23 protein-coding genes are annotated in these 23443 nt (G+C 69.5%); 10 read left to right on the forward strand and 13 right to left on the reverse strand.

The annotated features are described in order from the left end of the window. Positions 1-2: 2 nt before the first annotated feature. Both pepN and prfB read right to left on the reverse strand, forming a co-directional pair. Positions 3-2666 carry an aminopeptidase N gene (pepN, locus tag ACG01O_RS03735; RefSeq protein ID WP_394381505.1) on the reverse strand — a complete coding sequence of 888 codons (2664 nt, stop codon included), beginning with the start codon at positions 2664-2666 and terminating at the stop codon, positions 3-5. Between the two features lie 100 nt (positions 2667-2766). Beyond that, positions 2767-3871, reverse strand: a protein-coding gene (prfB, locus tag ACG01O_RS03740) for a peptide chain release factor 2 (protein ID WP_394381507.1) whose coding sequence is annotated in 2 segments (ribosomal slippage) — positions 2767-3789 and positions 3791-3871 — 1104 coding nt in all. Because the reading frame shifts where the segments join, the coding sequence is not laid out codon by codon here. A 109-nt stretch (positions 3872-3980) separates the two neighbouring features. Between prfB and ACG01O_RS03745 the strand changes: the two genes are divergently transcribed. Beyond that, positions 3981-6158, forward strand: a complete 2178-nt coding sequence (locus tag ACG01O_RS03745) for a S9 family peptidase (protein ID WP_394381509.1) — start codon at positions 3981-3983, stop codon at positions 6156-6158. Continuing rightward, positions 6151-6447 (forward strand): DUF4212 domain-containing protein, encoded by a 297-nt coding sequence (locus tag ACG01O_RS03750; protein WP_394381510.1) that lies wholly within the window; start codon positions 6151-6153, stop codon positions 6445-6447. Before ACG01O_RS03745 ends, ACG01O_RS03750 begins: the two co-directional genes overlap by 8 nt. 8 nt (positions 6448-6455) lie before the next feature. Here the strand turns inward: ACG01O_RS03750 and ACG01O_RS03755 are convergent, their stop codons facing one another. Continuing rightward, a complete protein-coding gene (locus ACG01O_RS03755) occupies positions 6456-7373 on the reverse strand; it encodes an alpha/beta fold hydrolase (RefSeq protein WP_394381511.1) in 918 nt (305 codons plus the stop codon). A 41-nt stretch (positions 7374-7414) separates the two neighbouring features. Between ACG01O_RS03755 and ACG01O_RS03760 the strand changes: the two genes are divergently transcribed. Continuing rightward, the gene (locus ACG01O_RS03760; protein ID WP_394381513.1) at positions 7415-7942 is read left to right on the forward strand and encodes a GNAT family N-acetyltransferase; all 528 of its coding nucleotides are present in this window, start codon (positions 7415-7417) and stop codon (positions 7940-7942) included. A gap of 85 nt (positions 7943-8027) precedes the next feature. Continuing rightward, positions 8028-9725 (forward strand): acetate--CoA ligase, encoded by a 1698-nt coding sequence (locus tag ACG01O_RS03765; protein ID WP_394381514.1) that lies wholly within the window; start codon positions 8028-8030, stop codon positions 9723-9725. A gap of 13 nt (positions 9726-9738) precedes the next feature. On the opposite strand, the gene ACG01O_RS03770 is transcribed toward ACG01O_RS03765, so the two are convergent. From ACG01O_RS03770 to ACG01O_RS03790, 5 genes are read right to left on the reverse strand one after another with little or no spacing between them, the layout of a single operon-like run. Beyond that, positions 9739-10395, reverse strand: coding sequence for a hypothetical protein (locus ACG01O_RS03770; protein ID WP_394381516.1), 657 nt, complete (start codon positions 10393-10395; stop codon positions 9739-9741). Next, positions 10392-11129, reverse strand: coding sequence for a hypothetical protein (locus tag ACG01O_RS03775; RefSeq protein WP_394381517.1), 738 nt, complete (start codon positions 11127-11129; stop codon positions 10392-10394). The genes ACG01O_RS03770 and ACG01O_RS03775 overlap by 4 nt, the downstream gene beginning before the upstream one ends. A gap of 59 nt (positions 11130-11188) precedes the next feature. Next, complete coding sequence (locus tag ACG01O_RS03780) at positions 11189-11989, reverse strand: DUF2987 domain-containing protein (RefSeq protein WP_394381519.1); 801 nt, start codon at positions 11987-11989, stop codon at positions 11189-11191. Then, complete coding sequence (locus ACG01O_RS03785) at positions 11976-12206, reverse strand: helix-turn-helix domain-containing protein (protein WP_394381521.1); 231 nt, start codon at positions 12204-12206, stop codon at positions 11976-11978. The genes ACG01O_RS03780 and ACG01O_RS03785 overlap by 14 nt, the downstream gene beginning before the upstream one ends. Beyond that, entirely contained in the window at positions 12206-12754 is a 549-nt protein-coding gene (locus ACG01O_RS03790; protein WP_394381523.1) for a DUF2975 domain-containing protein, read from the reverse strand. The genes ACG01O_RS03785 and ACG01O_RS03790 overlap by 1 nt, the downstream gene beginning before the upstream one ends. 89 nt (positions 12755-12843) lie before the next feature. Between ACG01O_RS03790 and ybaK the strand changes: the two genes are divergently transcribed. The 4 genes from ybaK (at position 12844) to ACG01O_RS03810 (ending at position 15333) form a co-directional block, all read left to right on the forward strand. After that, positions 12844-13338 carry a Cys-tRNA(Pro) deacylase gene (gene ybaK, locus ACG01O_RS03795; RefSeq protein WP_394381524.1) on the forward strand — a complete coding sequence of 165 codons (495 nt, stop codon included), beginning with the start codon at positions 12844-12846 and terminating at the stop codon, positions 13336-13338. A 1-nt stretch (position 13339) separates the two neighbouring features. Next, positions 13340-14176, forward strand: coding sequence for a DUF817 domain-containing protein (locus ACG01O_RS03800; RefSeq protein ID WP_394381525.1), 837 nt, complete (start codon positions 13340-13342; stop codon positions 14174-14176). An 88-nt stretch (positions 14177-14264) separates the two neighbouring features. Further along, a complete protein-coding gene (gene plsY, locus ACG01O_RS03805; protein ID WP_394381527.1) occupies positions 14265-14975 on the forward strand; it encodes a glycerol-3-phosphate 1-O-acyltransferase PlsY in 711 nt (236 codons plus the stop codon). Positions 14976-14979: 4 nt separating this feature from the next. Further along, a complete protein-coding gene (locus ACG01O_RS03810) occupies positions 14980-15333 on the forward strand; it encodes a RidA family protein (RefSeq protein ID WP_394381528.1) in 354 nt (117 codons plus the stop codon). 123 nt (positions 15334-15456) lie between these two features. Here the strand turns inward: ACG01O_RS03810 and ACG01O_RS03815 are convergent, their stop codons facing one another. After that, entirely contained in the window at positions 15457-17484 is a 2028-nt protein-coding gene (locus ACG01O_RS03815) for a DEAD/DEAH box helicase (RefSeq protein ID WP_394381530.1), read from the reverse strand. A gap of 134 nt (positions 17485-17618) precedes the next feature. Between ACG01O_RS03815 and ACG01O_RS03820 the strand changes: the two genes are divergently transcribed. Then, a complete protein-coding gene (locus tag ACG01O_RS03820) occupies positions 17619-18398 on the forward strand; it encodes an oxygen-binding di-iron domain-containing protein (protein WP_394381532.1) in 780 nt (259 codons plus the stop codon). On the opposite strand, the gene ACG01O_RS03825 is transcribed toward ACG01O_RS03820, so the two are convergent. The 3 genes from ACG01O_RS03825 to ACG01O_RS03835 are packed head-to-tail and all read right to left on the reverse strand — an operon-like array spanning position 18380 to position 21644. Then, positions 18380-19915, reverse strand: coding sequence for a M56 family metallopeptidase (locus ACG01O_RS03825; protein WP_394381534.1), 1536 nt, complete (start codon positions 19913-19915; stop codon positions 18380-18382). The two genes, ACG01O_RS03820 and ACG01O_RS03825, sit on opposite strands and share 19 nt — an antisense overlap. Before the next feature lie 54 nt (positions 19916-19969). Beyond that, positions 19970-21271, reverse strand: coding sequence for a M56 family metallopeptidase (locus ACG01O_RS03830; protein ID WP_394381536.1), 1302 nt, complete (start codon positions 21269-21271; stop codon positions 19970-19972). After that, positions 21264-21644, reverse strand: a complete 381-nt coding sequence (locus tag ACG01O_RS03835) for a BlaI/MecI/CopY family transcriptional regulator (protein WP_394381538.1) — start codon at positions 21642-21644, stop codon at positions 21264-21266. Before ACG01O_RS03835 ends, ACG01O_RS03830 begins: the two co-directional genes overlap by 8 nt. Positions 21645-21785: 141 nt before the next feature. On the opposite strand from ACG01O_RS03835, the gene ppk2 reads away from it, so the two are divergent. After that, complete coding sequence (ppk2, locus tag ACG01O_RS03840) at positions 21786-22670, forward strand: polyphosphate kinase 2 (protein WP_394382501.1); 885 nt, start codon at positions 21786-21788, stop codon at positions 22668-22670. A gap of 179 nt (positions 22671-22849) precedes the next feature. On the opposite strand, the gene ACG01O_RS03845 is transcribed toward ppk2, so the two are convergent. Continuing rightward, complete coding sequence (locus ACG01O_RS03845; RefSeq protein ID WP_394381540.1) at positions 22850-23263, reverse strand: phage integrase N-terminal SAM-like domain-containing protein; 414 nt, start codon at positions 23261-23263, stop codon at positions 22850-22852. Between the last annotated feature and the right edge of the window lie 180 nt (positions 23264-23443).

The following is a 23443-nucleotide window of genomic DNA, read 5'->3' on the forward strand; positions in this document are numbered from 1 at the left end:
GTTCAGCCTCCGGAAGCCAGAGCGCGCTCGACGATCTCTCGCACGTCGGGCGAGAGGTCGGGCTTGGCGGCCACGCGGGCCACGGCTTCGCGGGCGGCGGTGCGGTAGGGCTCGGCCAGCACGGCCCAGCGGTCCATCGCGCGGGCGATGCGGCTGGCCAGCTGCGGGTTGATGGCGTCGATCGCGAGCACCTGTTCGGCCCAGAACACGTAGCCGGCCGCGTCTGCGCGGTGGAAGGCGGCCGGGTTGAACATGCACAGCGAGGCCAGCAGGCTGCGCGCGCGGTTCGGGTTCTTGAGCGTGAAGTCGGCGTGCTTGGTCAGGGCCTTGGCGCGGGCGAACACGCGGCCGTCGGCCTCAGGCGCCCGGGCTTGCAGCGCGAACCACTTGTCCACCACCAGGGCGTCGTCCTTGAAGAGCGCATGGAAGCGCTCCAGCGCCGGCGCGGCGAGGGCCGCGTTGGCGTTGACCAGGGCGGCCAGGGCGCCCACGCGGTCGGTCATGTTGGACGCGTCCTTGAAGCGCTGGTAGGCCTTGCCCGGCCACACGGTGTCGCCGGTGGTTTGGGCGTCCAGCACCAGCATGGACAGCGCCAGGTTGGCCAGGGCGCGCTTGCCGCTGGAGGCGGGGTCGGGCGTGTAGCCGCCCTGCACCTGATGCGCCTCGAAGGCGGCGGCCCAGTCGTCGCGCAGGGCGCTGGCGAGTTGGCTTTGGGCGGCCATCACGGCGGCGTGGATGGCTTGCGGGTCCACCACGTCCAGTTGCTCGGCGATGTAGCTTTCGCCCGGCAGCGTGAGGGCCAGTTCCTTGAAGGCCGGGTCCAGGTCGGGGTGCTTGAGCACGCCGCGCATGGATTCGATGAACGCCGGGCTCAGCTGCAGCGGCTGGCCGGCACGCAGCGCGGCCAGGATGCGGTTCAGCGCCAGGCGCTGACCGGCTTCCCAGCGGTTGAAGGCATCGGTGTCGTGGCGCATCAGCACCAGCAGCGCGGCGTCGGAGAGGCCGTCGTCCAGCACCACCGGGGCCGAGAAGCCGCGCAGCAGCGACGGCACGGGCTCGGCGTCGATGTTCTCGAACACGAAGCTCTGGTCGGCCTGGTCCAGCACCAGCACGGTTTCGGTGTCACCGGCGGCGTTCAGGGCCAGCGCGGCGCCGTGGCGGTCCAGCAGGCCCATGACGACCGGAATGACTTGCGGCTGCTTGTCGGTCTGGCCCGGCGTGGCGGGGGTGTGCTGGGTGAAGCGCAGCGTGTAGGTGCGGGCGGCGGCGTCGTGCTCGCCGCGTGCGGTCACGCGGGGCGTGCCGGCTTGCGAGTACCAGCGCTTGAACGCGTCCAGGCGGGTGGTGAGGGCCGAGCCCGGGTTCGCGTCGGCAATGGCCTGCGCGAAGTCGTCGCAGGTCACGGCCTGGCCGTCATGGCGCTCGAAGTACAGCTTCATGCCGGCCTCAAAGCCCTTGCGGCCGACCAGTGTCTGGTACATCCGCACCACTTCCGAGCCCTTGTCGTAGACCGTGGCGGTGTAGAAGTTGTTGATCTCGCTGTAGCTGTCCGGGCGCACCGGGTGGGCCATGGCGCCGCTGTCCTCGGGGAACTGCATGGCGCGCAGCTGGCGCACGTCCTGGATGCGGCACACCGCGCGGGCCGACGGGCTGCCCGCCATGTCCATGCTGAATTCCTGGTCGCGGAAGACGGTCAGGCCTTCCTTCAGCGACAGCTGGAACCAGTCGCGGCAGGTGACGCGGTTGCCGGTCCAGTTGTGGAAGTACTCGTGGGCCACGATGGACTCGATGCGGGCGAAGTCCGCATCGGTGGCGGTGGCGGGCGAGGCGAGCAGGGCGCTGGTGTTGAAGATGTTCAGGCCCTTGTTCTCCATGGCGCCCATGTTGAAGTCGGACACGCCGACCACCATGAAGCGCTCCAGGTCCAGCGGCAGGCCGAAGCGGGCCTCGTCCCAGACGATGGAGGCGATGAGGCTGTTCATCGCATGCTCGGTCTTTTCCAGGTCGCCGCGGCGCACGAACACCTGCAGCAGGTGGTCTTTGCCGGCGCGGGTGCGAATGCGCTGCTCGCGGGCCACCAGGTCACCGGCCACCACCGCGAAGAGGTAGCTGGGCTTGGGGAAGGGGTCGTGCCAGACGGCGAAGTGGCGGCCGTTGTCGAGCTTGCCGCTGTCGGTCAGGTTGCCGTTGGACAGCAGGATGGGGTACTTGGCCTGGTCGGCGCGCAGCGTGACCGTGTAGACGGCCATTACGTCCGGGCGATCCAGGAAGTAGGTGATGCGGCGGAAGCCCTCGGCCTCGCACTGCGTGAAGAAGCTGCCACCCGAGGTGTACAGGCCCGACAGCGCGGTGTTCTTCTCGGGGCAGCAGGTGTTGCGGATCTCGAGCGCGAAGTCCGCGTCGGGGGCGTTGTCGATGATCAGCTCATGGCCTTCCTGGCGGAAGGACACGCTGCTGCCGTCGATCAGCACGCGCAGCACGTTGAGCTCTTCGCCATGCAGGCGCAGCGGGCCGTGGGCCACAGCGGCGTTGCGCTCCACCTGCATCTTGCTGGTGATGAGGGTCTTGGCGGGGTCCAGGTCGAACGTCAGGTCGACCTTGCGGATCCAGAACGCGGGTTGCTGGTAGTCCAGGCGCTGGATGGTCGGGGCGGTGCCTTCACGCATGAGGGGCTTCCTTGAGGTGAGGAACTACAAGAGGGAGGCGGACGACGCGGGTCGCCGCAGGGCAGAAGCAACAAGGGGCCGCGCGTGCGGCCCCGGGGCATCAAATGCCTTGTTTCAAGGACTCGGTGATGAACTGATCGAGGTCCCCGTCCAGCACCTTCTGGGTGGCGGAGGTTTCGTAGTTCGTGCGCAGGTCCTTGATGCGGCTCTGGTCCAGCACGTAGCTGCGAATCTGGTGACCCCAGCCGACGTCGGTCTTGGTGTCTTCCAGCTTCTGCTGCTCTTCCAGGCGCTTCTTCATTTCATGGTCGTACAGGCGCGAGCGCAGGCGGCGCCAGGCGACGTCGCGGTTGCTGTGTTGGCTGCGGCCGTCCTGGCACTGCACCACGATGCCGGTCGGGATGTGCGTCAGGCGCACGGCCGAGTCGGTCTTGTTGATGTGCTGGCCGCCGGCGCCGCTGGCGCGGAAGGTGTCGGTGCGCACATCGGCCGGGTTGATGTCGATTTCGATCGAGTCATCGACTTCCGGGTAGACGAACAGCGACGCGAACGACGTGTGGCGGCCGCCGGACGAGTCGAACGGTGACTTGCGCACCAGGCGGTGCACGCCGGTCTCAGTGCGCAGCAGGCCGAAGGCGTACTCGCCTTCCACCTTGATGGTCGCGCTCTTGATGCCGGCCACGTCGCCCGGCGTCTCGTCTTCCATCGTCGTCTTGAAGCCCTTGCGCTCGGCGTACTTCAGGTACTGGCGCAGCAGCATGCCGGCCCAGTCGCAGGCCTCGGTGCCACCGGCGCCGGCCTGGATGTCGATGAAGCAGTTGCTCGGGTCCGCCGGGTTGTTGAACATGCGGCGGAACTCGAGTTCCTCGACCTTGGCTTGCAGCGCCTTGGCGTCTTCCTCGATGGCCAGCATGCCGGCCTCGTCGCCTTCTTCCTTGCTCATCTCGAACAACTCGGCGTTGTCCGCCAGCGAGCTGGTCAGGTGCGTGATCGTCTCGACCACGGTCTCCAGCGCACGCTTTTCCTTGCCGAGTTCCTGGGCCCGCTTGGGGTCGTTCCAGACGTTGGGGTTCTCCAGGGCGGCGTTGACTTCGTTCAGGCGCAGGGCTTTGCGATCGAAGTCAAAGATACCCCCTTAGCGCGTCGGTGCGCGCTGAGAGGTCGGCAAGGCTGTTGCCGATTTGGTTGATGTGTTCGATGTCCATGACAGGCACGACGGTTCAAAACCGGCGATTTTCGCATGGCAAGCAGGCACACTTGGCACCCGCCGGGGCCTGGCTGCCGAGGGCGGCGCCCGGTGAAAGGACTGTTTGCATGACCCTGCTGCCTTCCTGGCGCGGCCTGGCCCCTTGGGCTGGCCTGGCCACCGCCCTGCTGCTGGCCACAAGCCCGGCCGGCGCGGCCGAGACCCTGACCCCGCCCGTGGCTGCCAAAAAGCCGCGCGACGTGACTGTGCACGGCGACCGCCGCATCGACGACTACTTCTGGCTGCGCGAAAAAGACACGCCCGAGGTGCAAGCGCACCTGAAGGCCGAAGCGGCCTACGCCGACGCCTGGTTCAAGCCCTACCAAGCGCTGACCGACCGGCTGTTCGAGGAGATGAAGGGTCGCATCCAGCAGCGCGACGAAGCCGTGCCGCAGCGCCAGGGCGCCTGGTGGTACAGCAGCCGCACCGAGGTGGGCAAGCAGTACCCCATCTTCTTCCGCCGCGCCGCCCAGGGCCCGCAGCGTGCCTACGACGCCCAGGCGCCCGAGCAGTTGCTGGTGGACATGAACGAGCTCGCCCAGACCCGCAAGTTCGTCAACCTCAACGGCCTGGCCGTGAGCCCCGACGACCAGCGGCTGGCCTATGGCGTGGACGCGACCGGCGCCCGAGACTTTGAACTGCATGTGCGCGACATCGCGACCGGCGAGGACCGCGTGGTTGCCACCACGCCGCATGCCGATGCCTTCGTGTGGGCGGCAGACAGCCAAACGCTTTTCTACATCCGCCACGACGCTGCCCGGCGCTCGTACCAGCTGTGGCGCCACCGGCTGGGCGCGTCGGCCGACACCCTGGTGCACGAAGAGAAGGACGAGCTGTTCAACCTGCAGCTGACCAAGTCGCTGGACGGCCGCACGCTGATGCTGGGGGCCATGTCCAAGGACACGCTGGACTGGCGCGTGCTGCCTGCGGACCAGCCCGAAGGCGTCTGGCGCGAGGTGCTGCCGCGCAAGACCGGCCAGGAATACGCCGTCACCCCGTTCGGCAACGAGTTGATGCTGCGCATCAACGACCGTGGCGTGAACTACCGCCTGCTGCGCCTGCCGATGAAGACGGGCAACGGCCCGCTGTTCGGTGCCCAGGACCTGAAGCGGGGCCGTGAGCTGATTGCGCACCGGCCTGACGCCATGGTCGAGCAGGTCGTGGCGTTCAAGACCCACGCCGTGGCGCAGATCCGCGAAGGCGGCTCGGTGAAGTTGCGCATCTACCCGATGGCTGGCGGCAAGCCGCGCGAAGTGGCCTTCAACGAGGTGGCCTACAGCGCCATGCTGGCCGGCCAGCGCGAATTCGACGCGCCCCGCGTGCGCTTTGCCTACAACTCGCTCACCACGCCCACCAGCACCTATGAGGCCGACCTGGCCACGGGCAAGCTGAACCTGCTGAAGGTGGCGCCGGTGCAAGGCGGCTACGACGCCAGCCTCTACGCCAGCGAGCGCCTGTGGGTGAAGGCGGCCGACGGCACCGCGGTGCCGGTGAGCCTCGTCTACCGCAAGGACAAGCGCCGCAGCGGGCCGCAGCCGCTGCTGCTGTACGGCTACGGCAGCTACGGCGTGCCCACCGACCCGCGCTTCGCCAGTTCGCGCCTGTCGCTGCTGGACCGCGGCGTCATCTACGCCATCGCCCACATCCGCGGCGGCGGCGACCTCGGGCGCCAGTGGTACCGCGACGGCAAGCTGGCCCGCAAGATGAACACTTTCACCGACTTCGTGGCCTGTGCCGAAGCGCTGGTGAAGCAGGGCTACACCCAGCCCAGCCAGTTGGTGATCCAGGGCGGCAGCGCCGGCGGCTTGCTGATGGGGGCGGTCACCAACCTGCGGCCGGATCTCTTCAAGGCCGTGGTGGCGCAGGTGCCGTTTGTGGATGTCATCAACACCATGCTCGACGCCAGCCTGCCGCTGACCACCGAGGAGTACATCGAATGGGGCAACCCCAACAAGGCCGATGAGTACGCCTGGATGCGCGCCTACAGCCCCTACGACAACCTCAAGCCTGTGGCGTACCCGGCGGTGCTGGCCAAGACGGCCATCAACGACAGCCAGGTGCCTTATTGGGAAGCGGCCAAGTACGTGGCCAAGGTGCGCGAGCTGAACACCGGCTCGGCACCGGTGCTGTTCGACATCAACATGACGGCCGGGCATGGCGGCGCCTCGGGCCGGTTCGACGCGCTGCGCGAAACCGCGCGCACCACCACCTTCATGCTGCAGCAATGGGGCCTGGCGGATGAGTGACCGCTACTGGCGCCGCACCCGCCGCCTCACGGTGGGCCTGCTGCTCGCCTGGGCCGTGGTGGCCTTCGCGCCGGTGTACTTTGCGCGTGAGTTGAGCGTGGAGGTGTGGGGCTGGCCGCTGGGCTTCTGGCTGGCGTCGCAAGGCGCCTTGCTGGGCTTTTGCGCCATCGTCATCGTCTACGCCTGGTGCATGCGCCGGCTGGAGGCGGCCGAGGCCGCTGCACCCGAGGTGCCTGCACCGGCAGACGCGGCCGGTGGCGCGCGCGCTGGCGCTCGATCTGGGGCTTAGCCCGGAGTTCAGTCCGGCTGACCCAGGAAGCGTTCCAGGTGCGCGGCCAGGGTTTCGGGCTGGTCGTGGTGCAGCATGTGGCCGGCGTCGTCCAGCACCACGCGTTCCAGGCGCGGCACCAAGGCCAGCCGGCCTTCAAAGTCATCCCGCGGGTAGCGGGTGCCCCAGAAGTGCTTCAGCTGGTCTTCGCAGCCTTCCACCCACAAGGTGGGCGCGGCAATGCGCTGCCAGCAGGCCATCACTTCCGCCTTGCGGTACAGCACGGGGTTGGCCAGCTTGTGGGCCGGGTCGGCGTTCAGCACGTAGCCCTCCACCCCGCCTTCGGAGACCGGGCGCGCCCAGTGGCCGGCCAGCCAGGCGGCCTTGTCGGGCGGCAGGCGCGGGTTGGTTTTGCGCAGGCGCGCGGCCACCTCGTCCAGGCTGGCGTAGGGGCGCAGGCTGGGGGGCTCTTTCAATTCGTCCAGCCAGCGGCTCAGGCGCTCGGGGGCGGCCGCAGGCGCCACATCGGGCAGGCCGAAGCCTTCGAGATTGATGAGGCGCCGGATTCGCTGGGGGCGAACGCCCGCATAGCTCATCACCACGTTGCCGCCCATGCTGTGGCCCAGCAAGTCCACCGGCGCGCCGGGGCTCACGGCGTCCAGCAGGGCGTCCAAGTCACCCAGGTAGTCGGGGAACCAGTAGCAGTCGCCGCCGGGTGACTCGGTCAGCCCGAAGCCACGCCAGTCCAGGGCAATCACCTGCCGGTCGTCGCGCAGGGCGTCCACCACGAACTGGAACGAGGCCCCCACATCCATCCAGCCGTGCACCATCACCAGCGGCGGGCGCCCGGGCAAGGCCTGACCCCAATGCAGCACATGGTGGCGCAGGCCGCGCAGCGTCAGAAATTCGTCGCGATGGGGGCGTTTGGGGCGGTAGACATCGGGCATGTCCGCACTGTAGGCCAGCGTCTGGCGAAGAGAATGTCGCCATGTCGTCACGTCCCACCCTGCGGCCAGCGCAGCCGCACGATCTCCCCGCCATCGTCCAACTCATCAGCGAGCTCGCCGAGTTCGAGCAGCTGAGCCATTTGCTGGAGGTGACGCCCGAGTCCCTTCGGCCCCACCTGTTCGGTGACCGCCCGGTGGCCGAATGCACCTTGGGCGAGGTGGATGGCGAGGTCGTGGCCTTCGCCCTGTACTTCACCAACTTCTCCACCTTCCTGGGCAAGCCGGGCCTGTACCTGGAAGACCTGTACGTGCGGCCGGCGCACCGCCGCAGCGGCTTGGGCCGTGCGCTGATCCTGCACCTGGCCCGACTGGCCTGTGAGCGGGGCTACGGCCGGTTCGACTGGACGGTGCTCGACTGGAACGAGGATGCGATCCGGTTCTACGAAAAGCTGGGGGCGGACGTGATGCCCGAGTGGCGCATCTGCCGGCTGTCGGGCGAGTCACTGCAGCGTTATGCGCAGCCCGAGCGCCCGGCCGGTTGGTCGCCCTCGGCCTGGCTGGGTTTGTGAGCCGGCCGGCTGCGGGCATTCCATGACGCCGGCCCGGGATGGGCTGGCTAGCATGACCCCCCTTGTTTGAACCTCGGGGTGGCGGATGGGCGAAGACCGTTACGAGCAGCTGCACGCCGCGTTCCGCTGGCAGGTGCCGCCGGACTTCAACATCGCCGAGGCCTGCTGCGGCCGCTGGGCCCGCGAGACGCCCAAGGCCACCGCCATCTACTTCGACAGCGAAAGCGGCTGCCGCGCGGTCTACAGCTACGCGCAGTTGCAGCGCGCCGCCAACCGCTTGTCCAACGCGCTGTGGAACCAAGGCGTGCGCCGTGGGCACCGGGTGGCCATCGTGCTGCCCCAGCGATTCGAGACGGCCGTGGCCCACATCGCGCTGCAGCAGATGGGGGCGGTGGCCATGCCGCTGTCGCTGCTGTTCGGCGCCGAGGCGCTGGAGTACCGGCTGCAAGACAGCGGCGCGGTGCTGGCCATTGCGGCCTGCGAGGCCTTGCCCGCGCTGCGGGAGGTGAAGGCGCGCTGCCCGGCGCTGCGCCGCATCGTCGTGGTGGGCGAGTGCCCGGTGGATTGCGATGAACTGCCGTGGATGGAGGCGCTGCAAGCCGAAGCCGCGCAGTTCAAACCCCTGGCCACCCAGGCGGACGACCCGGCCGTCCTCATCTACACCAGCGGCACCACCGGCAACCCCAAGGGCGCGCTCATTCCGCAGCGGGCGCTGATCGGCAACCTGACCGGGTTCATTGCCAGCCAGAACTGGTTCGGCTTCGACCCCTTCGACGCGTCCCAGCCCAGTGACGCCGTCTTCTGGAGCCCCGCCGACTGGGCCTGGACCGGCGGCCTGATGGACGCCTTGCTGCCCACGCTGTACTTCGGCCGGCCCATCGTGGCCTACCAGGGCCGCTTCTCGGCGGCCAAGGCGTTCGAGCTGATGGCGGCCTACGGCGTCACACACAGCTTTTTGTTCCCGACCGCGCTCAAGGCCATGATGAAGGCCGAGCCGCGCCCCCGCCGCCACGGTTTGAAGCTGCGCGCGCTGATGAGTGCTGGCGAAGCCGTGGGCGATGCGGTGTTCGCCTGGTGCCGCGACGCGCTGGGCGTGCCGGTGAACGAGATGTTCGGCCAGACCGAGATGAACTACGTGGTGGGCAACTGCCAGGCGCTGTGGCCCGCCCAGCCCGGCAGCATGGGCCGGGCCTATCCGGGCCACCGCGTGGCCGTGATTGACGACGACGGCCACGAGTGCCCGCCCGGCACCGTGGGCGAGGTGGCGGTGCACGCGCGCGACCGCCATGGCGTGCCCGATCCGGTGTTCTTCCTGGGCTACTGGAACAACGACTCCGCCACCCGCGCCAAGTTCACCGGCGACCCGGCCAACAGCTGGTGCCGCACCGGCGACCTGGCCCGCATGGACGCCGACGGCACGCTTTGGTACGAGGGCCGGGCGGACGATGTGTTCAAGGCCGCGGGCTACCGCATCGGCCCCGGCGAGATCGAGAACTGCCTGCTCAAGCATCCGGCCGTGGCCAACGCGGCGGTCGTGCCCAAGCCCGACGCCGAGCGCGGCGCGCTGGTGAAGGCCTACGTGGTGCTGGCCGACGGCCATGCCGCCAGTGACGCGCTGGTGCAGGCCCTGCAGGGCCATGTGAAGGCGCGGCTGGCGCCTTACGAGTACCCCAAGGAAATCGAGTTCATCGACGCCTTGCCAATGACGACCACCGGCAAAGTGCAGCGCCGGGTGCTGCGCTTGCGGGAGCAGGAGCGCGCGGCCGCAGCGGTCGCGGCCTGAGGGCCGGCTCCGCTCATTTGCACTTGTAGGGCTTGCCGAACATCGGCACCGTCCGCGGGGCCACGCTCTCGTTGAAGCGGTCCATGTCGCCGATGCGTGAGCGCAGCACCTCCACGCAGGTGTCACCGCGGCGCAGCAGGGTGCGGTGGTCGTCGACGCGCTCCGACACCCATTCGCCCGTGGCGCCCGCGGCGTCGGCGATGCGGTCTTCCAGCGTGCGCCGTGCGGTGTTGCTGCGCGGGTCGCTCAATGCGGGGTTGCGCGCGGCAGCGGACGAGGCGGCGTAGCCCGGCGGCAATGTCAGGCGCAGCGTTGTGCGTGGGGCTGTGGGTTCCGCATTGGGCGTGACAGGGCCCGCGTTGGAAGTGGACGGCGTGCTCGGGTCGGGGGCCGCCTGGGGCGCAACCGTCCACGGCAGCGGCGGCAAGGGCTCGGGCGCCGGCGCCAGCCGAGGCAGGGGCGGCCGGGCCGGTGGGGTGTCGGCCGGCCGGGCGGGTGCGGGCGGCGCCGGGCGCAGCCAGCGCAAGCTGATGCGCGGCGGGTTCACCGTGTCCAGCGGCTTCGGGCGGTGCTGCCACGCCGCGGCCAGCAACAGCAGGTGCAGGCCCACCACGGCGCCCCGTGCGGTCCAACGCTGCGACCGGGGCGTGGCAGGCCAGGCGGCGCTCACAGCTTCACCGAGACCTTGCTGTTGGCCGGCGGCAGCAGGCGGGCTGCGTCGGGCCACTGCTCCTGCCCGTTCAGCAGTGTGCAGGGGCGGCCCTGCGCGCCCTTGCGGGCCTCGGGGTCGCGCTCACCCGCCGCCAGTGGCAGCGGCAGGCCCAGCAGCTGGCCGTTCTCGCGCCACTCCAGTTCCCAGGTGGGCGTGGCGCTGCACACGCGCACGGCGTCGATCCGGGGGAACAGCCAGCGCAGATACCAAGGCAGCAGTTCCTCGCGCAGCGTGCGGGCCACGCGCATGATCTGGCGCACCTTGGCCATGGTCAGGTCTTCCGGCGCGACGGTCAGCTCCAGCGTGCCGGCAATCGACAGCTGGCCCTTGCCGGCGTTGGTGGCGAGGTCCGCCGTCTTGCCCTCGGCCTCGGGCAGCACGGGCAGGTCGAAGGCGCCGGTGTCGCTGAGCTTGATTGGGTAGTCGGCGTCGTCGCTGCGCACGGCCAGCTTCAGGTCGGCCAGGGCCACCTTGCTGCGCTGCGTGTCGACCTTGAAGTCCAGCCGGAACAGGCCTTCGCCGTGCTGGCGCAGCAAGATCAGCACCCGGTTGATCTGGCCGTAGGGCAGCACGTTGTTGTCGCGCTTCAGATCGGTGTGCACGGCGGGCAGTACGGCGGTGTCCGACGCCCTGGCGTTGGGGCCGGCCATCAGGCTGGTGGCCAGGATCGCGGTGGAGAGCAGGTGACGCATGGTGTGGTGGCCGCAGCGGCTGGGTCGGATGCGCAGTCAGGGTGAGAGGGGCGTGGGCCTCACAGCTTCACGCTCAGGCGCGTGGCCGGCGAGGGAAGCAGGCGGGCGGTGTCGGGCCAGCGCTCCTGGCCCGTGAGCAGGGCGCAAGGCCGGGGCTGCGCGGTTTTGCGGTCGAGCTCGTCGCGCTCGTCGGTGGCGACGGGCAGGGGCACGGTCACCACCTGCTCGGCCTCAGTCCACTCCAGCTGCCAGCCCGGCGCGGGGCTGCAGATGCGCACCCCTTGCACACGCGGCAGCAGCCAGCGCAGGGCCCACGGCAACAGGTCTTCGCGCACGCTTCGGCCCACCTTGACGATCTCGCGCACCTTGCCCATCGTCAGCTGGTCGGCGGGCGTGTTGAGCTCCAGCGACAGCCGCACCGACAGCTGGCCCTTCGGCGCGTTGGTTGCGAACTCGGCGCTGGCTGCTTCGGCCTCGGGCAGCACCGGCAGCTGGATCAAGCCCATCGGGTCGATGCGCAGCGGGTAGTCGTGGTCATCGGTGCGCACCACCATGCGCACGTCGCCCAGCGGCATCTTGGTCTTTTCGGTGTTGACCCGGAAATCCATGCGGAACAGGTTTTGACCGTGCACCTGCAGTTTGGTGAGCACCTCGTTCAGCCGCCGGTAGGGCAGCACGGTGGGGTCACGCTTGAGTTCGGTGTGCACCGTGGGCAGCACCTGCGTGTCGCTGTCCTCTTGTGCGACGGCGGGCGGGGCGGCGAGCAGGGCTGTGCACAGTGTGGTGCTCAGGATCCGGGATGAGGGAGGCAGGAACATCGAGTCGTACAGCGAAAAACAGGGCGGGTCAGGCTTCGGCATCCGGAGGCTCGGGGCCGGGTTCCCAGGCCAGCAGGTCGCCGGGCTGGCATTGCAAAACCTCGCAGATGCGGGCGAGGGTGTCGAAGCGCACGCCTCGCACCTTGCCGCTCTTGAGCAAGGAGAGATTGGCTTCGGTGATGCCCACGCGCTCCGCCAGCTCGCGCGAGCGCATCTTGCGGCGCGCGAGCATGACGTCGAGGGTGACGACGATGGGCATCAAATGAACTCGGCGTTTTCGTCGGCCACGCGGGCGGCTTCGGCCAGCACTTGCGCCAGGGCCAACAGCAGCAGCCCGAAGAGCAAGGCGAGGTAGTGGTCAGACGACAAACCCACCCACAGCTGCCGCTCGCCCTTGGGGTTGCCCCAGGTCACGGCCAGGATGGCCAGCGTGTGGCCCAGGGGCTGGGCTGCCGCCAGCGCGCACACGCCCGCGCCCAGGCGGCGCAGGTGCAGGGCCGGGCGCTGGGCCAGCAGCTCGCCTTGGGCGAAGCAACCGAACAGGCTCCACATCTGCCACAGCGCAAACAGGCTCACGCCGGTGGGCAGCATGGAGGACGCGAGGCCCCACAGCCGTGAGCCCAAATCCAGCTGCAGCTTGCTGAGGTTCCAGGTGCGTGCGGCCACCTCGGCCACCCAGTCGGGCTCGGCCCAGAAGATGAAGGGCAGGGTGCTGATCACGGCCACGCCCATCAGGCACAGCGCACGCACAACCCAGGCCAGGCGCCGGATGCGGCGCAGGCCATCGATGGAGAACGAGTCGGGCATGGGGGCTTCGTGAAACAAGAAAAACTTACTGTAAAACAATAAATAGTTAGCGTGGCGAAGTAAATTTCACCGTCGCTCAAAATGGCGGCATGAGCAAGAAGAGCACCCACGTCAGCGAGACCCCGGCGACCCAGGTTCTGAAGCGCGCCGGCATTGCGTTCACCGAGCATGTGTACGAGTACGTCGAGCACGGCGGCACGTCGGAGTCGTCCAAGCAGCTGGGCGTGGACGAGCATGCGGTGGTGAAGACGCTGGTGATGCAGGACGAGAAGGCCGACCCGCTGATCGTGCTGATGCACGGCGACTGCACCGTCAGCCTGAAGGAGCTGGCTCGGCAGATTCCTTGCAAGAAAGTGGAGCCCTGCAAGCCCGAGGTGGCGCAGCGCCACAGCGGCTACCAGGTGGGCGGCACCTCGCCGTTCGGCGTGCGCAAGGCCATGCCGGTGTTCGTGGAGGCGAGCATTCTTGAGTTGCCCAAGATCTGCATCAATGGCGGGCGGCGGGGCTACCTGGTGGGCATCGAGCCTCGGGTGCTGACCGAGCTGCTGGGCGCCCGCCCCGTGCACTGCGCCAATGCCGCCTGAGATGCCGCCTGAGCCCGCGGCCGACTCGCTGGCCCTGCGGCGCCCGGGCCGGCGGGCGCAGGCGCTGCTCGTGGAGTTGGCGCACTTCACCGCGAAAGAAGCGCGGGCCTGCTTGTTCGCCGGGCTGTTTTTTGCCAGCGTGTTGTGCGTGCCGCGCGGCGGCTTGCTGGGTGTGCCGCGCTACGACGTGCTGCTGCTGATCGCCGTGGGCATCCAGGCCTGGATGTTGGCCACGGGGCGTGAATCGCGGGACGAACTCAAGGCCATCTGCCTGTTCCATGTGCTGGGGTTTGCGCTGGAGGTGTTCAAAACCTCGGGCGCCATCCGCTCCTGGTCGTACCCCGACTTTGCGTATTCCAAGCTGCTTGGCGTGCCGCTGTTCTCGGGCTTCATGTACGCGGCGGTGGGCAGCTACATCATCCAGGCGTGGCGGCTGTTCCAGCTGCGGGTGGAGCACCACCCGCCGTACTGGATGGCCGGCCTCATGGCCGCGGCGCTGTACCTGAACTTCTTCACCCACCACTTCATCGGTGACTTCCGCGGCTACCTGGCCGCCGGCGCGCTGGGGCTGTATGCGCGGGCGCAGGTGGTGTTCCGCCCGCATCGGGTCGACCGGCGCATGCCGCTGGCCCTGGCCTTGGTGCTGATCGGTTTCTTCATCTGGCTGGCGGAGAACCTGGGCACCTTCTTCGGGCTGTGGGCTTACCCGCACCAGCTCGGCGCATGGGCGGTGGTGCACCTCAGCAAGTGGAGCGCGTGGTCGCTGCTGGTGTTGATGAGCTTCACCATCGTGACCAACCTCAAGCACGTCAAGGCCACCGTCCAGGTTCCGGCCTGACGGGCGGGTGTTTGGGCGCCGCATTGGGCGCCGCATCGGGAGCGGCTGCGGGCGAACCGGGGGCCGACCTGCCTGACAATCGCGCCCCATGGAAAACGTCATCCCCCTGCTCGCCGCCGTCGTCGGCTACCTGATCGGATCGCTGTCCTTCGCCGTCATCGTCAGCCGTGCGATGGGCCTGTCCGACCCGCGCTCCTACGGCTCCGGCAACCCCGGTGCCACCAACGTGCTGCGCTCCGGCAACAAGGCCGCGGCCATCCTGACCCTGGTGTTCGATGCCTTGAAGGGCTACCTGCCCGTGATGGCCGTGCTGCAGTGGGGCGCTCCCCACGGGCTGGGCGAGGGCACGGCGGCGCTGGTGGGCCTCGGCGCCTTCCTGGGGCACCTGTGGCCGGTGTTCTTCAAGTTCGAGGGCGGCAAGGGCGTGGCCACGGCGGCCGGCGTCATCTTCGGCCTGAACCCGCTGCTGGGCGTGGCCACGCTGGCCACCTGGCTGATCATTGCGTGGTTCAGCCGGTACTCGTCGCTGGCGGCCATCGTGTCGGCCGCGTTCGCGCCGATGTATCAGTTGCTCATTTGGGAAGCCGGCCCCACGGCCGTCGCCCTGATCATCATGGGCTTGCTGCTGGTGTGGCGGCACGCAGCCAACATCAAGAAGCTGCTGGCCGGCACTGAAAGCAAGCTGGGCCAAAAGGCCGCGGGCGCCACGCCCGCGCCGGGCACCAGCAAGAAACACCCGCACGGCACCGGCCCCAAGCCAGCCGGGCACTCGCACCACCACTCCTCGCGAAAGAAGTGACCCCATGAGCAACAACATCGAGCGTTTCGACGTCGGCCCCCGCATGTCGGAGATGGCCGTCTACAACGGCGTGGCCTACCTGGCCGGTCAGATTGCTGAAGACGGCAGCCAGGGCATCGAAGGCCAGACGGCCCAGGTGCTGGCCGCCATCGACAAGCTGCTGGCCCGTGCCGGCACCGACAAGAGCCGCATCCTGCGCGCGCAGATCTTCCTGGTCGACCTGGCCGACTTCGCCGCCATGAATGGCGTGTGGGAACAGTGGGTCACGCCCGGCCACACCCCGCCGCGCGCCACCGTGCAGGCCGCGCTGGCCCGCCCGGAGTGGAAGATCGAAATCGTGGTGACCGCCGCCGTCTGAACGCACGCGGGCTGATCGGCCCCGTTGCCTCTCGCCTGACCCAGGGCGGCCTCGTCGACATCCGGCGGGCCGCCCTGGTTGCTTCTGGGCTGCTTCTGGGCTGCTTCTGGGCTGTTTCTGGGCTTAGCGGGCCTGCAGCGCCCGCTGGCGCCAGAACGCCGCGTCGATGAGTTGCTCCGCGCCGGTGCGCGCGTTGACCAGCCAGAACTGGTGCCCATCGGCGCTGACCCGCACCACCTCGCCCTCGTGCCGCCCTGCGCGAACGCGCTGACCGAGCGCATTGCCCGGAAAGCCCGGCTGCCGCGCCAGCACCTCCAGCGGCACCCCCACCCGAACGTCACCCGCCAGCCGAAGGCGCTGCATCAGCGGTGCCAGCAGCGGGCTGGCCGCGTCGGCGGGTGACACGAACAGCACCAGCTTGGCCTGCGCCCGGCTCAGGGCCACGTTCAGCAGGCGCTGCGCTTCCTCCCCGTGCAGGAAGGGCTGCGCGCCGTCGGCAGGGTCGAACAGCACCACGGGCGCCTCGCTGCCCTGGGCGCGGTGCACCGTGCTCACGCGCACCGCCTCCGGCACGCCCAGCGCCCGCAACCGCTGGCGGATCAGCGCCCGCTGCGCGCGAAACGGCGTCAGCACGATGAGTTCTTCCGTCGCCCAGTCGCCCGATTCCAGCGCCTGCGTCACCAAGGCCGCGATGGCGTCTGCCGACTCCCGTCGCACTGGGCCGCGCTCCGCCGCCACCCAGCCGCCGTCGGTCTTGAGCCGGTGCACGTGCACCTGCGTCTCCGCCGGGATGTCGCCCAGCGCGCGTTGCCGCTGGGCCTGCCAATCCGGTGAGGCCAAGGCATCGGCCGCCACGCGCAGCACGCCGTCGTAGAACAGCTGGCTCACCAGCTCGCCAATCGGCGGCGCCATTCGCGACTGCTCGTCCAGCAGCGCCACCGAGCCGCCTTGCGCGCTGGTCCCTCGCGGCATCTCGGCAAAGGCCGAGCGGCCCAGCCAGCGGCGGGCCAGGCGGTCGTCGCTGCGCTGCACGGGCGAGAGTTGCTGCGGGTCGCCTGCAAACAGCCGGGCGCGGCCCAGCGGCATCAGGGCCAGTGCGTGCGCGAGGCTCACCTGGCTGGCCTCGTCAAACACCAGCAGGTCGAACGGGGCCTCACCGTCGGGGCTGAGCTCGCGCAGCGTCTTGAGCGTGAAGGCTGCGCGGGTGGTGGTCATGCTGGCCAAGCGGCAGCGTTGCAGCACTTTCAGCGACGAGGCCCGCAGCTCGTCGCGCAGGTCGGCCACGCGGTCGGCCCAGGCTTTCAGGGCATGGGCGTCGCGCGCGGTGGGGCGCTGGCTTTCGGCGCGGGCCAGGCGGGCGATGAGGTCGCGGTCTTGCGTGGGGATGAGGTGCTCGCGCCCGTCGTAAGCCGCGGCGTCGAACCGGGTGCCCAGGCGCTGTACGGCCGGCCGCAGGTGTTCGCGCCGGCCCTTGTGCAAGGCCTTGTCCACCGCCAGCGTGGCCAGGTCCACCGCGTGGTTGGTGGTGGAGAGCAGCAGCACGCGGGCCGTGGGGTGGCGCTCCAGGTACTCGGCCAGCAGCACGCCCAGCGTGGTGGTTTTGCCGGTGCCCGGCGGGCCCCACAGGAAGGCGCTGCTGAAGCCGGTCAGCGCCAGCGCGGCGCGCTGCGCCGGGCGCAGCCAGCGGAACGGCTCGCCGGTGAGCGGGCTGCCGCCGCGCAGCGGCTGGGGCGCCGACAAGTCCGGCAGGCAGGCCAGGGCTTGCTCGGCCCAGGGCGTGTCCCACCAGGCATCGGCCACGGCGTTCAGGTAGCGCGTGGGGTACAGCCGGATCAGATGGCCGGCGGGCGGCGGCGGGCTGCTGGCGTTTTGCAGCACCAACTGGTCGGCCTCCACCACCACGGCCAGCACGCTGGCGCCGCCCTTGGCCGGCGCGCCCCACCAGGCGGCGGCACCGTCCAGGCTGTCGTCCAGCAAGGCTTGCGCCGAGGCCGCACCCGGCCGCTGACCTTCGGCGAACACGTAGCCGGGCTCCAGCGTCACGCGCCACAGCGGGCCGTCGCGCTCGGTGTGCAGCACCTTGAAGTCGTAGTACTCGGGCGTGGCCGACAACTCGGCATTCAGCGCTGCGCGAACGTCCGCGAGGCTCATGGGTCAGGGAACTCGAAAGCAAAGCGCGAACTGTAAATGCATACAGCATCTGGCCGCCCCTTGATCCCGCTCAACACCGGCGTTCGCAGGCGCCGTTAGCCTGACGAACCACCATCACTTCCCGGGTTGCCACGATGTCCATCGAGTTGTTCCGCCAGGGCCGGCACGTCTGCGTCATGTTTGCCCGCCTGGGCGACGAGGGCGGCGATGCCGTGCAGTCCAACCAGTTCCTGCTGGTCAATGGCGACACCGGCGCCATCCTCGATCCGGGCGGCAACATCGCCTACAACGAGCTGTACCTGGGCATGTCGCGGTTCTTCCCGCCGCACAAGCTGGCGGCCATCCTGGCCTCGCACGCCGACCCCGACATCATTGCCTCACTGGACCGCTGGATGACGGCCACCGAGGCGCCGGTCTACATCTCGCGCCTGTGGGAGCGGTTTGCGCCGCACTTCTGCAAGCCGGGCAAAACCAGCGGCCGCGTGGTGGGCCTGCCAGACGGCGGCGAGCGGCTGCGCCTGGGGCAGGGCGACGACGCCTTCGAACTCTGGGCCCTGCCAGCGCACTTCATGCACGCCGAGGGCAATTTCCAGTTCTACGACCCGGTCAGCCGCATCCTGTTCTCCGGCGACTTGGGTGCGTCGCTGGGCACCACGCTGAACCCCGAGAAGCCGGTCAAGTCGCTGGCCGAGCACATTCCGCGCATGGAGGGCTTCCACCGCCGCTACATGGTCAGCAACAAGATCCTGCGGCTGTGGGCGGCCATGGTGCGGCAGTTGGACATCCAGATGATCGCCCCGCAGCACGGCTCGCCCATGGTGGGCCCGGCCGTGCGCGAGTTCATCGACTGGGTGGAACAGCTGGAGTGCGGGGTGGACCTGTTCGGCCCGGCGAATTACCGCGTGCCGGCCTGAGCCTCGCGCGCGGCGCGCCAGGCGCGGTCCAGCGCATCGGCCTCGCGGCGGCTTTGGCTGATGCGCTCGCGCTGCTGCGCGATCTCCGCGCGTTGGGCGTCGGACAGTTGCGCGGCGTCGGCCGCCTCGGCACGGGTCAGGGCGGGCAGGCCCGGATCGTTCGGCAAGGCCCAGCGCATGGCCACCTGGGCTTGCAGCGGCCCCTGCGGCGTTTGCATGGCGAATTCAGTCACGCGGCCGTTGGGCTGAACTTCCAGCGGCTCGCCGATGGGCTGCTTGCAGGTTTCGTCCATGGGCTGGGCCACGGGCCGCACCACGCCGCCATCAAAAATGTGCAGGTGCAGGTACAGGCACCAACCCGGCAGCAGCGCTTGCGTGGTGACGCCTGACGTCCCGCCCACCAGCGGGCGGTTCAGCGGCACCCACAGGCTGCTGTGGTGCCAGTCACTCCGCCCCAGTTGGGAGGCGATGGTGAATTGCAGGCCTTGATCCTGCGGCTTGCCTTGTGCCGGGCGGTCTACAGCAGGCTGGGCGGCAGGCGCTTGCTGGGCAGCACGCGCCACCAGGGCCGCGCCGGTGCCGGCGACCACCACCAGGGCCAGGGCGCCCAGGCGCTGGCCGCGCGACACCCGGCGGTAGCGGGACAGCAGCCGCACCCGTTGCACCAGCGGGTGGCCGCCCGTCCAGGCGCTGGCCAGCCAGGCTTGATGCGGCCGCACGTGGGCCGCCACCATGGCGCGGGTGTAGGTGGCGTGGGCGGCCGGGTCGGCCACGCTGTCGAGCACGGCTTCGTCGCAGGCCAGTTCCTGGTCGTCGCGCAGGCGACGGGCACCCCACCAAGCCAGCGGGTTGAACCACTGCAGGCACAGCAGCGTGGCCGCGAGCAGGTTCCAGGCGTTGTCGTGCCGGCGTTGGTGCACCGCCTCGTGCGCCAGCATCAAGCGCTGGCTGTCGGCATCGAAGCGTTGGCTGAAGTCTTGCGGCAGCACCAGGCGCGCCGGAAACACGCCCACCACCGCCGGGCTGTGGCCTGCGGGCGCTTGCCAGTGGCCGTCGGCCGTGCGCGCCAGGGCCCGCTGGTAGCGGCGTTGGCCGCGCCAGTGCAGCGCAGCCAGGGCAGCAGCGCCGGCCACCCACAAGGCGGCCAACAACTCGGCGCGGCTGACCTCAGGGGCTGCCGGCGTGGCGGGTTCGGCGGCGCTGAGGGTCGGCGTGCTGCGCGCGGTCAGCTCAGCCACGCCCAGCGCGGTGGTGACCTCGGCCGGCATCGAGGCGGCCAGCGGTGTGACGGACCAGCCCAGCGGCACGCGGGGCAGCCAGGGGCTGGCCAGCACCAGCGGCACCAGCAGCCAGGCGGCATAGGTGGCGCGGGCGCCCAGCGTGCGGCGCACCAGCGGCCGGGCCACGGCCAGCACCAACAGCGCCGCGCTGACCAGCACGGTGAAGCGCAGCAGGGCGTCCAGCAACGTGGGGACGAGGGTGGGCATGGACATCGGAATGGGCATCGAAATGGGCATGACGGGCCTCTCCAAAGCGTGGAGGAAGGGTGGACGGGGCGCGGGCTCTGGCCTTCAGGGCTTGGGCGCGCTGTAGTCCGGCGTGGGGTTGCGGAAGGAGTTCGCGCGGATCTCCAGCGTCAGGCGGTGTTGGCCATCGGGCGTGGTGGTTTCCACGCGGCCGCTGCCGCCGTCTTGCATCAGCAGGCGCGGGGCGGCCACCTGGCGCACCGGCGGCGGCGGGGCCTTGCCCTGGCTGTTGCGCCAGGCCAGCACAGCCGCTTCGTCTTCCGACAGGGCCAGCTCGGTGTCCACCATCAGGTGTTTGTCGCCTTCAAAGCGGCCGGTGAACGTGAGCTTCCACAAGCGCGGGCCGTTGGGTTCGTTGAACACCACCGTGGCCGGCGCCGCGGGGAAGGTGTTCAGCCGTGGGTGCGAGATCTCCTGGCCATCCAGGCTCAGGCGGATGTCAAAGCGCAGTTGAACGAAGCCCTCCACCACGGGCGGCGCTTCCGGCGCGGCTTGCAGCGCATAGCTGGTGCCCATGGCCCCGAGCAGTGTGGCGGCCAGAAGGGCGAGGTGGTGGCGCCGGGTGGCGCGGGCGTGCTTGAGCATGGCAACTCTTTCAACAAGCGGGTGAACGGAGCCCCAGCGGCTGGCCAGGGGGGCGGCCGGCGCGGTCAGGCCATGGGCGGCCAGCAGCGCGTCGGTGTATTCGGTCAGGGCCAGGGGCTGGGCGCGCAGCACGGCGGCATCGCAGGCCAGTTCCTGGTCGGCCCGCAGCCGGGCCAGCCCCCACCAGGCCAGCGGGTTCCACCAGTGCAGGCAGGCGATGAACGTGCCCACGCCGGCCCAGAGGTTGTCGCCACGGGCGCGGTGCACGTGCTCGTGCGCCAGGATCAGGGCCTGCTGAGCCGGCGTGAAGCGGTGCTGGAAATCCAGCGGCAGCATCACCCGCGGCCGCCACAGGCCCACCAGAGCCGGGCTGCTGCCGGCGGGCAGCGTGCTGCCGTGCCGGGCCAGCTGCCATTGCCGCGTGGCCTGCACCAGCAGGGCCAGCACCGTACCGGCCAGCCACAGGCCCAGCCAGGCGGTGGCGGGCAGCGGCAGGGCTGAGGCCGATGGCGCAGCCACCGCGCCGCCCGCCTCGGCCCCGGTGGGTGCCAGGGCTTGTGCCGGCCACAGCAGGTGCAGCGGCTCTTGCACGGGGCGGGGCAGGGCCGCCGTGAGCAGCAGCAGCGGCAGGCCGCTCCAGGCCAGGTAGCTCAGCCCCGCGCTAGCGCGCCGCAGCGCGGGGCGGGCCAGGGCCAGCAGCACCACGCCCAGGCTCAGCAGCAGGGCCTGGCGCAGCAGGGCGTGCAGCAGTGCGTCAGCCACGGTCTTGCTCCTTCAGCAGCGCCTTCAGGGCCTCGATGTCTTCGGGCTTGAGCTTGCGCTCGGACGCGAACTGCGCCACCAGCGGGGCCAGGCGGCCGCCGAACAGGCGGTCGATGAGGGACAGGCCGGTGTCGGCCACCCAGGCGTCTTCGGGCACGGCGGGGGCGTACAGAAAGCGCCGGCCGTCGCGCTCAGCCGTCACGGCGCCTTTCTTCAGCAGGCGGTTCAGCAGGGTCTTGACCGTGGCCAGCTGCCAGCCTTGCTGCGGCCCGAGGGCTGCGGCGATTTCGTCAGCCGCCTGCGGGGCGCGTTGCCACAGCTGGCGCATGACTTGCGCCTCGGCGTCGCTGATGGGTGGGGGTGTAGGGCTCATCGTTTACGCGTGTAAATGTTGAGCGAATGATTACGCCTGTAATCGATGCCGTCAACCCCCGGGTTTTCACAGGGCTGCCATGCGCGCGGGCTAGCGTGCCGGGTGGCCGCCGGTGCGGCGAGGAGCACGGCAGTGAGCGTGATGGACGTGGAATGGGTGAAGCGCATTCACCGTGACTTGCAGGACGACTTCGACGAAGAGCTCGAACTCGAACTGGACGACGGCGACGAAAGCGGCCTGCCCGGCGCGCCGGGCAGCGAGCGGCAGCAGTACTTCCGCGAGCTGATCCGCCTGCAAAGCGAGCTGGTGAAGCTGCAGGACTGGGTGGTGCACACCGGGCACAAGGTGGTGATCTTGTTCGAGGGGCGCGACGCGGCCGGCAAGGGCGGCGTGATCAAGCGCATCACCCAGCGGCTGAACCCCCGCGTGTGCCGCGTGGCGGCGCTGCCGGCGCCGAACGACCGGGAGCGCACGCAGTGGTACTTTCAGCGGTACGTGTCGCACCTGCCGGCGGCGGGTGAGATCGTGCTGTTCGACCGCAGTTGGTACAACCGCGCCGGCGTGGAGCGGGTGATGGGCTTCTGCACCGACGACCAGTACGAAGAGTTCTTCCGCTCCGCGCCGGAGTTCGAGCGCATGCTGGTGCGCTCGGGCATTCAGCTCATCAAGTACTGGTTCTCCATCAGCGACGACGAGCAGCGCGTGCGCTTTCTGGGCCGTATCCATGACCCGCTCAAGCAGTGGAAGCTCAGCCCCATGGACCTGGAGTCCCGCCGCCGGTGGGAGGAATACACCAAGGCCAAGGAGGTGATGCTCGAGCGCACGCACACCGCCGAGTCGCCCTGGTGGGTGGTGCCGGCGGACGACAAGAAGCGCGCCCGGCTCAACTGCATCCACCACCTGCTGCAGCAAATGCCCTACCAAGAGGTGCCCCACGAACCCGTGGTGCTGCCGCCGCGCGAGCGCCGGGAGGACTACATCCGCCACCCCGTGCCGGCCGAACTCATCGTGCCGGCGGTGTACTGAGGCGTGAGGCCCGGCCCCGGTTGAGCGTCGGGTTCGGCGTGGCTGGCTGGGCAACCCCGGCGACCAGGAGTGCGGGCTTGAATGCGCTGGAAGGTCGGGTCGCAGAGGTGATGGCGCCGGATCACGCCGGTGCGCGGATCGGTTGGTCGATGCTCGCCTGAGAGATGCGCCAGGGTTGCTCACACCTCCTCGGGCGAAAACACCACCGGAATCCTGCGCTGGACCTGTGGGCGCCCGATGTCCGCCATCCAAGGCAGGCACAAGCCCAACACCTTGTCGTAAAGAAAAAGCAGGGCCGAGAGCGCCTGGCGGTAGCTGGACGGCGCGAGGCCGCGGCCGGCCGCCAGGTACGTCAGGAAAGCCTCGACCTCCGGCCCGCCCATCTCTGCCGGATGGCGCAAACCATGCCAGCGGACGAACGCCCGGGTCCAGGAGACATAGGCATCTTCGGTGCGCGGGCTGTAATGCAGGTATCGGACGCGCTCGCGGACCTGATCTAACAGATTGGTTGCCTGCAAAGGCGGCAACTGCACGGCCGACGGCGGACGCAGGGTTTTGCGGGGTGCCAAGGCGCCGGGAAGTGATGGCAGCATGTGACCTCCAAGGGGCTGAGCGGGCCACCCCATCGACATGTAGAAAAGTCGGAAAAAGGCCTGGAAATAGTGCTGTGCAAATGTGCAGTTAAATTCCGAAAAGTGAAGACTGCTCAAGCACTTGGAGGTGCGTTTGCCTACGATGTTAGGGAGGCGGGTCTGATGTTATGCAGCAGCTTC

The organism is Pelomonas baiyunensis (assembly GCF_043555935.1).
Taxonomy (GTDB): Bacteria; Pseudomonadota; Gammaproteobacteria; order Burkholderiales; family Burkholderiaceae_C; genus Pelomonas; species Pelomonas baiyunensis.

Bases quoted from the DNA above. Each gene is read 5' to 3' on its own strand.
- ACG01O_RS03790 (WP_394381523.1), bottom strand. From the start codon at position 12,754: ATGCCCGACTCGTTCTCCATCGATGGCCTGCGCCGCATCCGGCGCCTG.
- ACG01O_RS03800 (WP_394381525.1), top strand. From the start codon at position 13,340: ATGCCGCCTGAGCCCGCGGCCGACTCGCTGGCCCTGCGGCGCCCGGGC.
- ACG01O_RS03780 (WP_394381519.1), bottom strand. From the start codon at position 11,989: ATGCCGAAGCCTGACCCGCCCTGTTTTTCGCTGTACGACTCGATGTTC.
- ACG01O_RS03820 (WP_394381532.1), top strand. From the start codon at position 17,619: ATGTCCATCGAGTTGTTCCGCCAGGGCCGGCACGTCTGCGTCATGTTT.
- ACG01O_RS03845 (WP_394381540.1), bottom strand. From the start codon at position 23,263: ATGCTGCCATCACTTCCCGGCGCCTTGGCACCCCGCAAAACCCTGCGT.
- ybaK (WP_394381524.1), top strand. From the start codon at position 12,844: ATGAGCAAGAAGAGCACCCACGTCAGCGAGACCCCGGCGACCCAGGTT.
- ACG01O_RS03765 (WP_394381514.1), top strand. From the start codon at position 8,028: ATGGGCGAAGACCGTTACGAGCAGCTGCACGCCGCGTTCCGCTGGCAG.
- ACG01O_RS03760 (WP_394381513.1), top strand. From the start codon at position 7,415: ATGTCGTCACGTCCCACCCTGCGGCCAGCGCAGCCGCACGATCTCCCC.
- ACG01O_RS03775 (WP_394381517.1), bottom strand. From the start codon at position 11,129: ATGCGTCACCTGCTCTCCACCGCGATCCTGGCCACCAGCCTGATGGCC.
- ACG01O_RS03810 (WP_394381528.1), top strand. From the start codon at position 14,980: ATGAGCAACAACATCGAGCGTTTCGACGTCGGCCCCCGCATGTCGGAG.
- ACG01O_RS03785 (WP_394381521.1), bottom strand. From the start codon at position 12,206: ATGCCCATCGTCGTCACCCTCGACGTCATGCTCGCGCGCCGCAAGATG.
- ACG01O_RS03815 (WP_394381530.1), bottom strand. From the start codon at position 17,484: ATGAGCCTCGCGGACGTTCGCGCAGCGCTGAATGCCGAGTTGTCGGCC.
- ACG01O_RS03835 (WP_394381538.1), bottom strand. From the start codon at position 21,644: ATGAGCCCTACACCCCCACCCATCAGCGACGCCGAGGCGCAAGTCATG.
- ACG01O_RS03755 (WP_394381511.1), bottom strand. From the start codon at position 7,373: ATGCCCGATGTCTACCGCCCCAAACGCCCCCATCGCGACGAATTTCTG.
- ACG01O_RS03825 (WP_394381534.1), bottom strand. From the start codon at position 19,915: ATGCCCATTTCGATGCCCATTCCGATGTCCATGCCCACCCTCGTCCCC.
- ACG01O_RS03750 (WP_394381510.1), top strand. From the start codon at position 6,151: ATGAGTGACCGCTACTGGCGCCGCACCCGCCGCCTCACGGTGGGCCTG.
- ACG01O_RS03745 (WP_394381509.1), top strand. From the start codon at position 3,981: ATGACCCTGCTGCCTTCCTGGCGCGGCCTGGCCCCTTGGGCTGGCCTG.
- ppk2 (WP_394382501.1), top strand. From the start codon at position 21,786: ATGGACGTGGAATGGGTGAAGCGCATTCACCGTGACTTGCAGGACGAC.
- pepN (WP_394381505.1), bottom strand. From the start codon at position 2,666: ATGCGTGAAGGCACCGCCCCGACCATCCAGCGCCTGGACTACCAGCAA.
- plsY (WP_394381527.1), top strand. From the start codon at position 14,265: ATGGAAAACGTCATCCCCCTGCTCGCCGCCGTCGTCGGCTACCTGATC.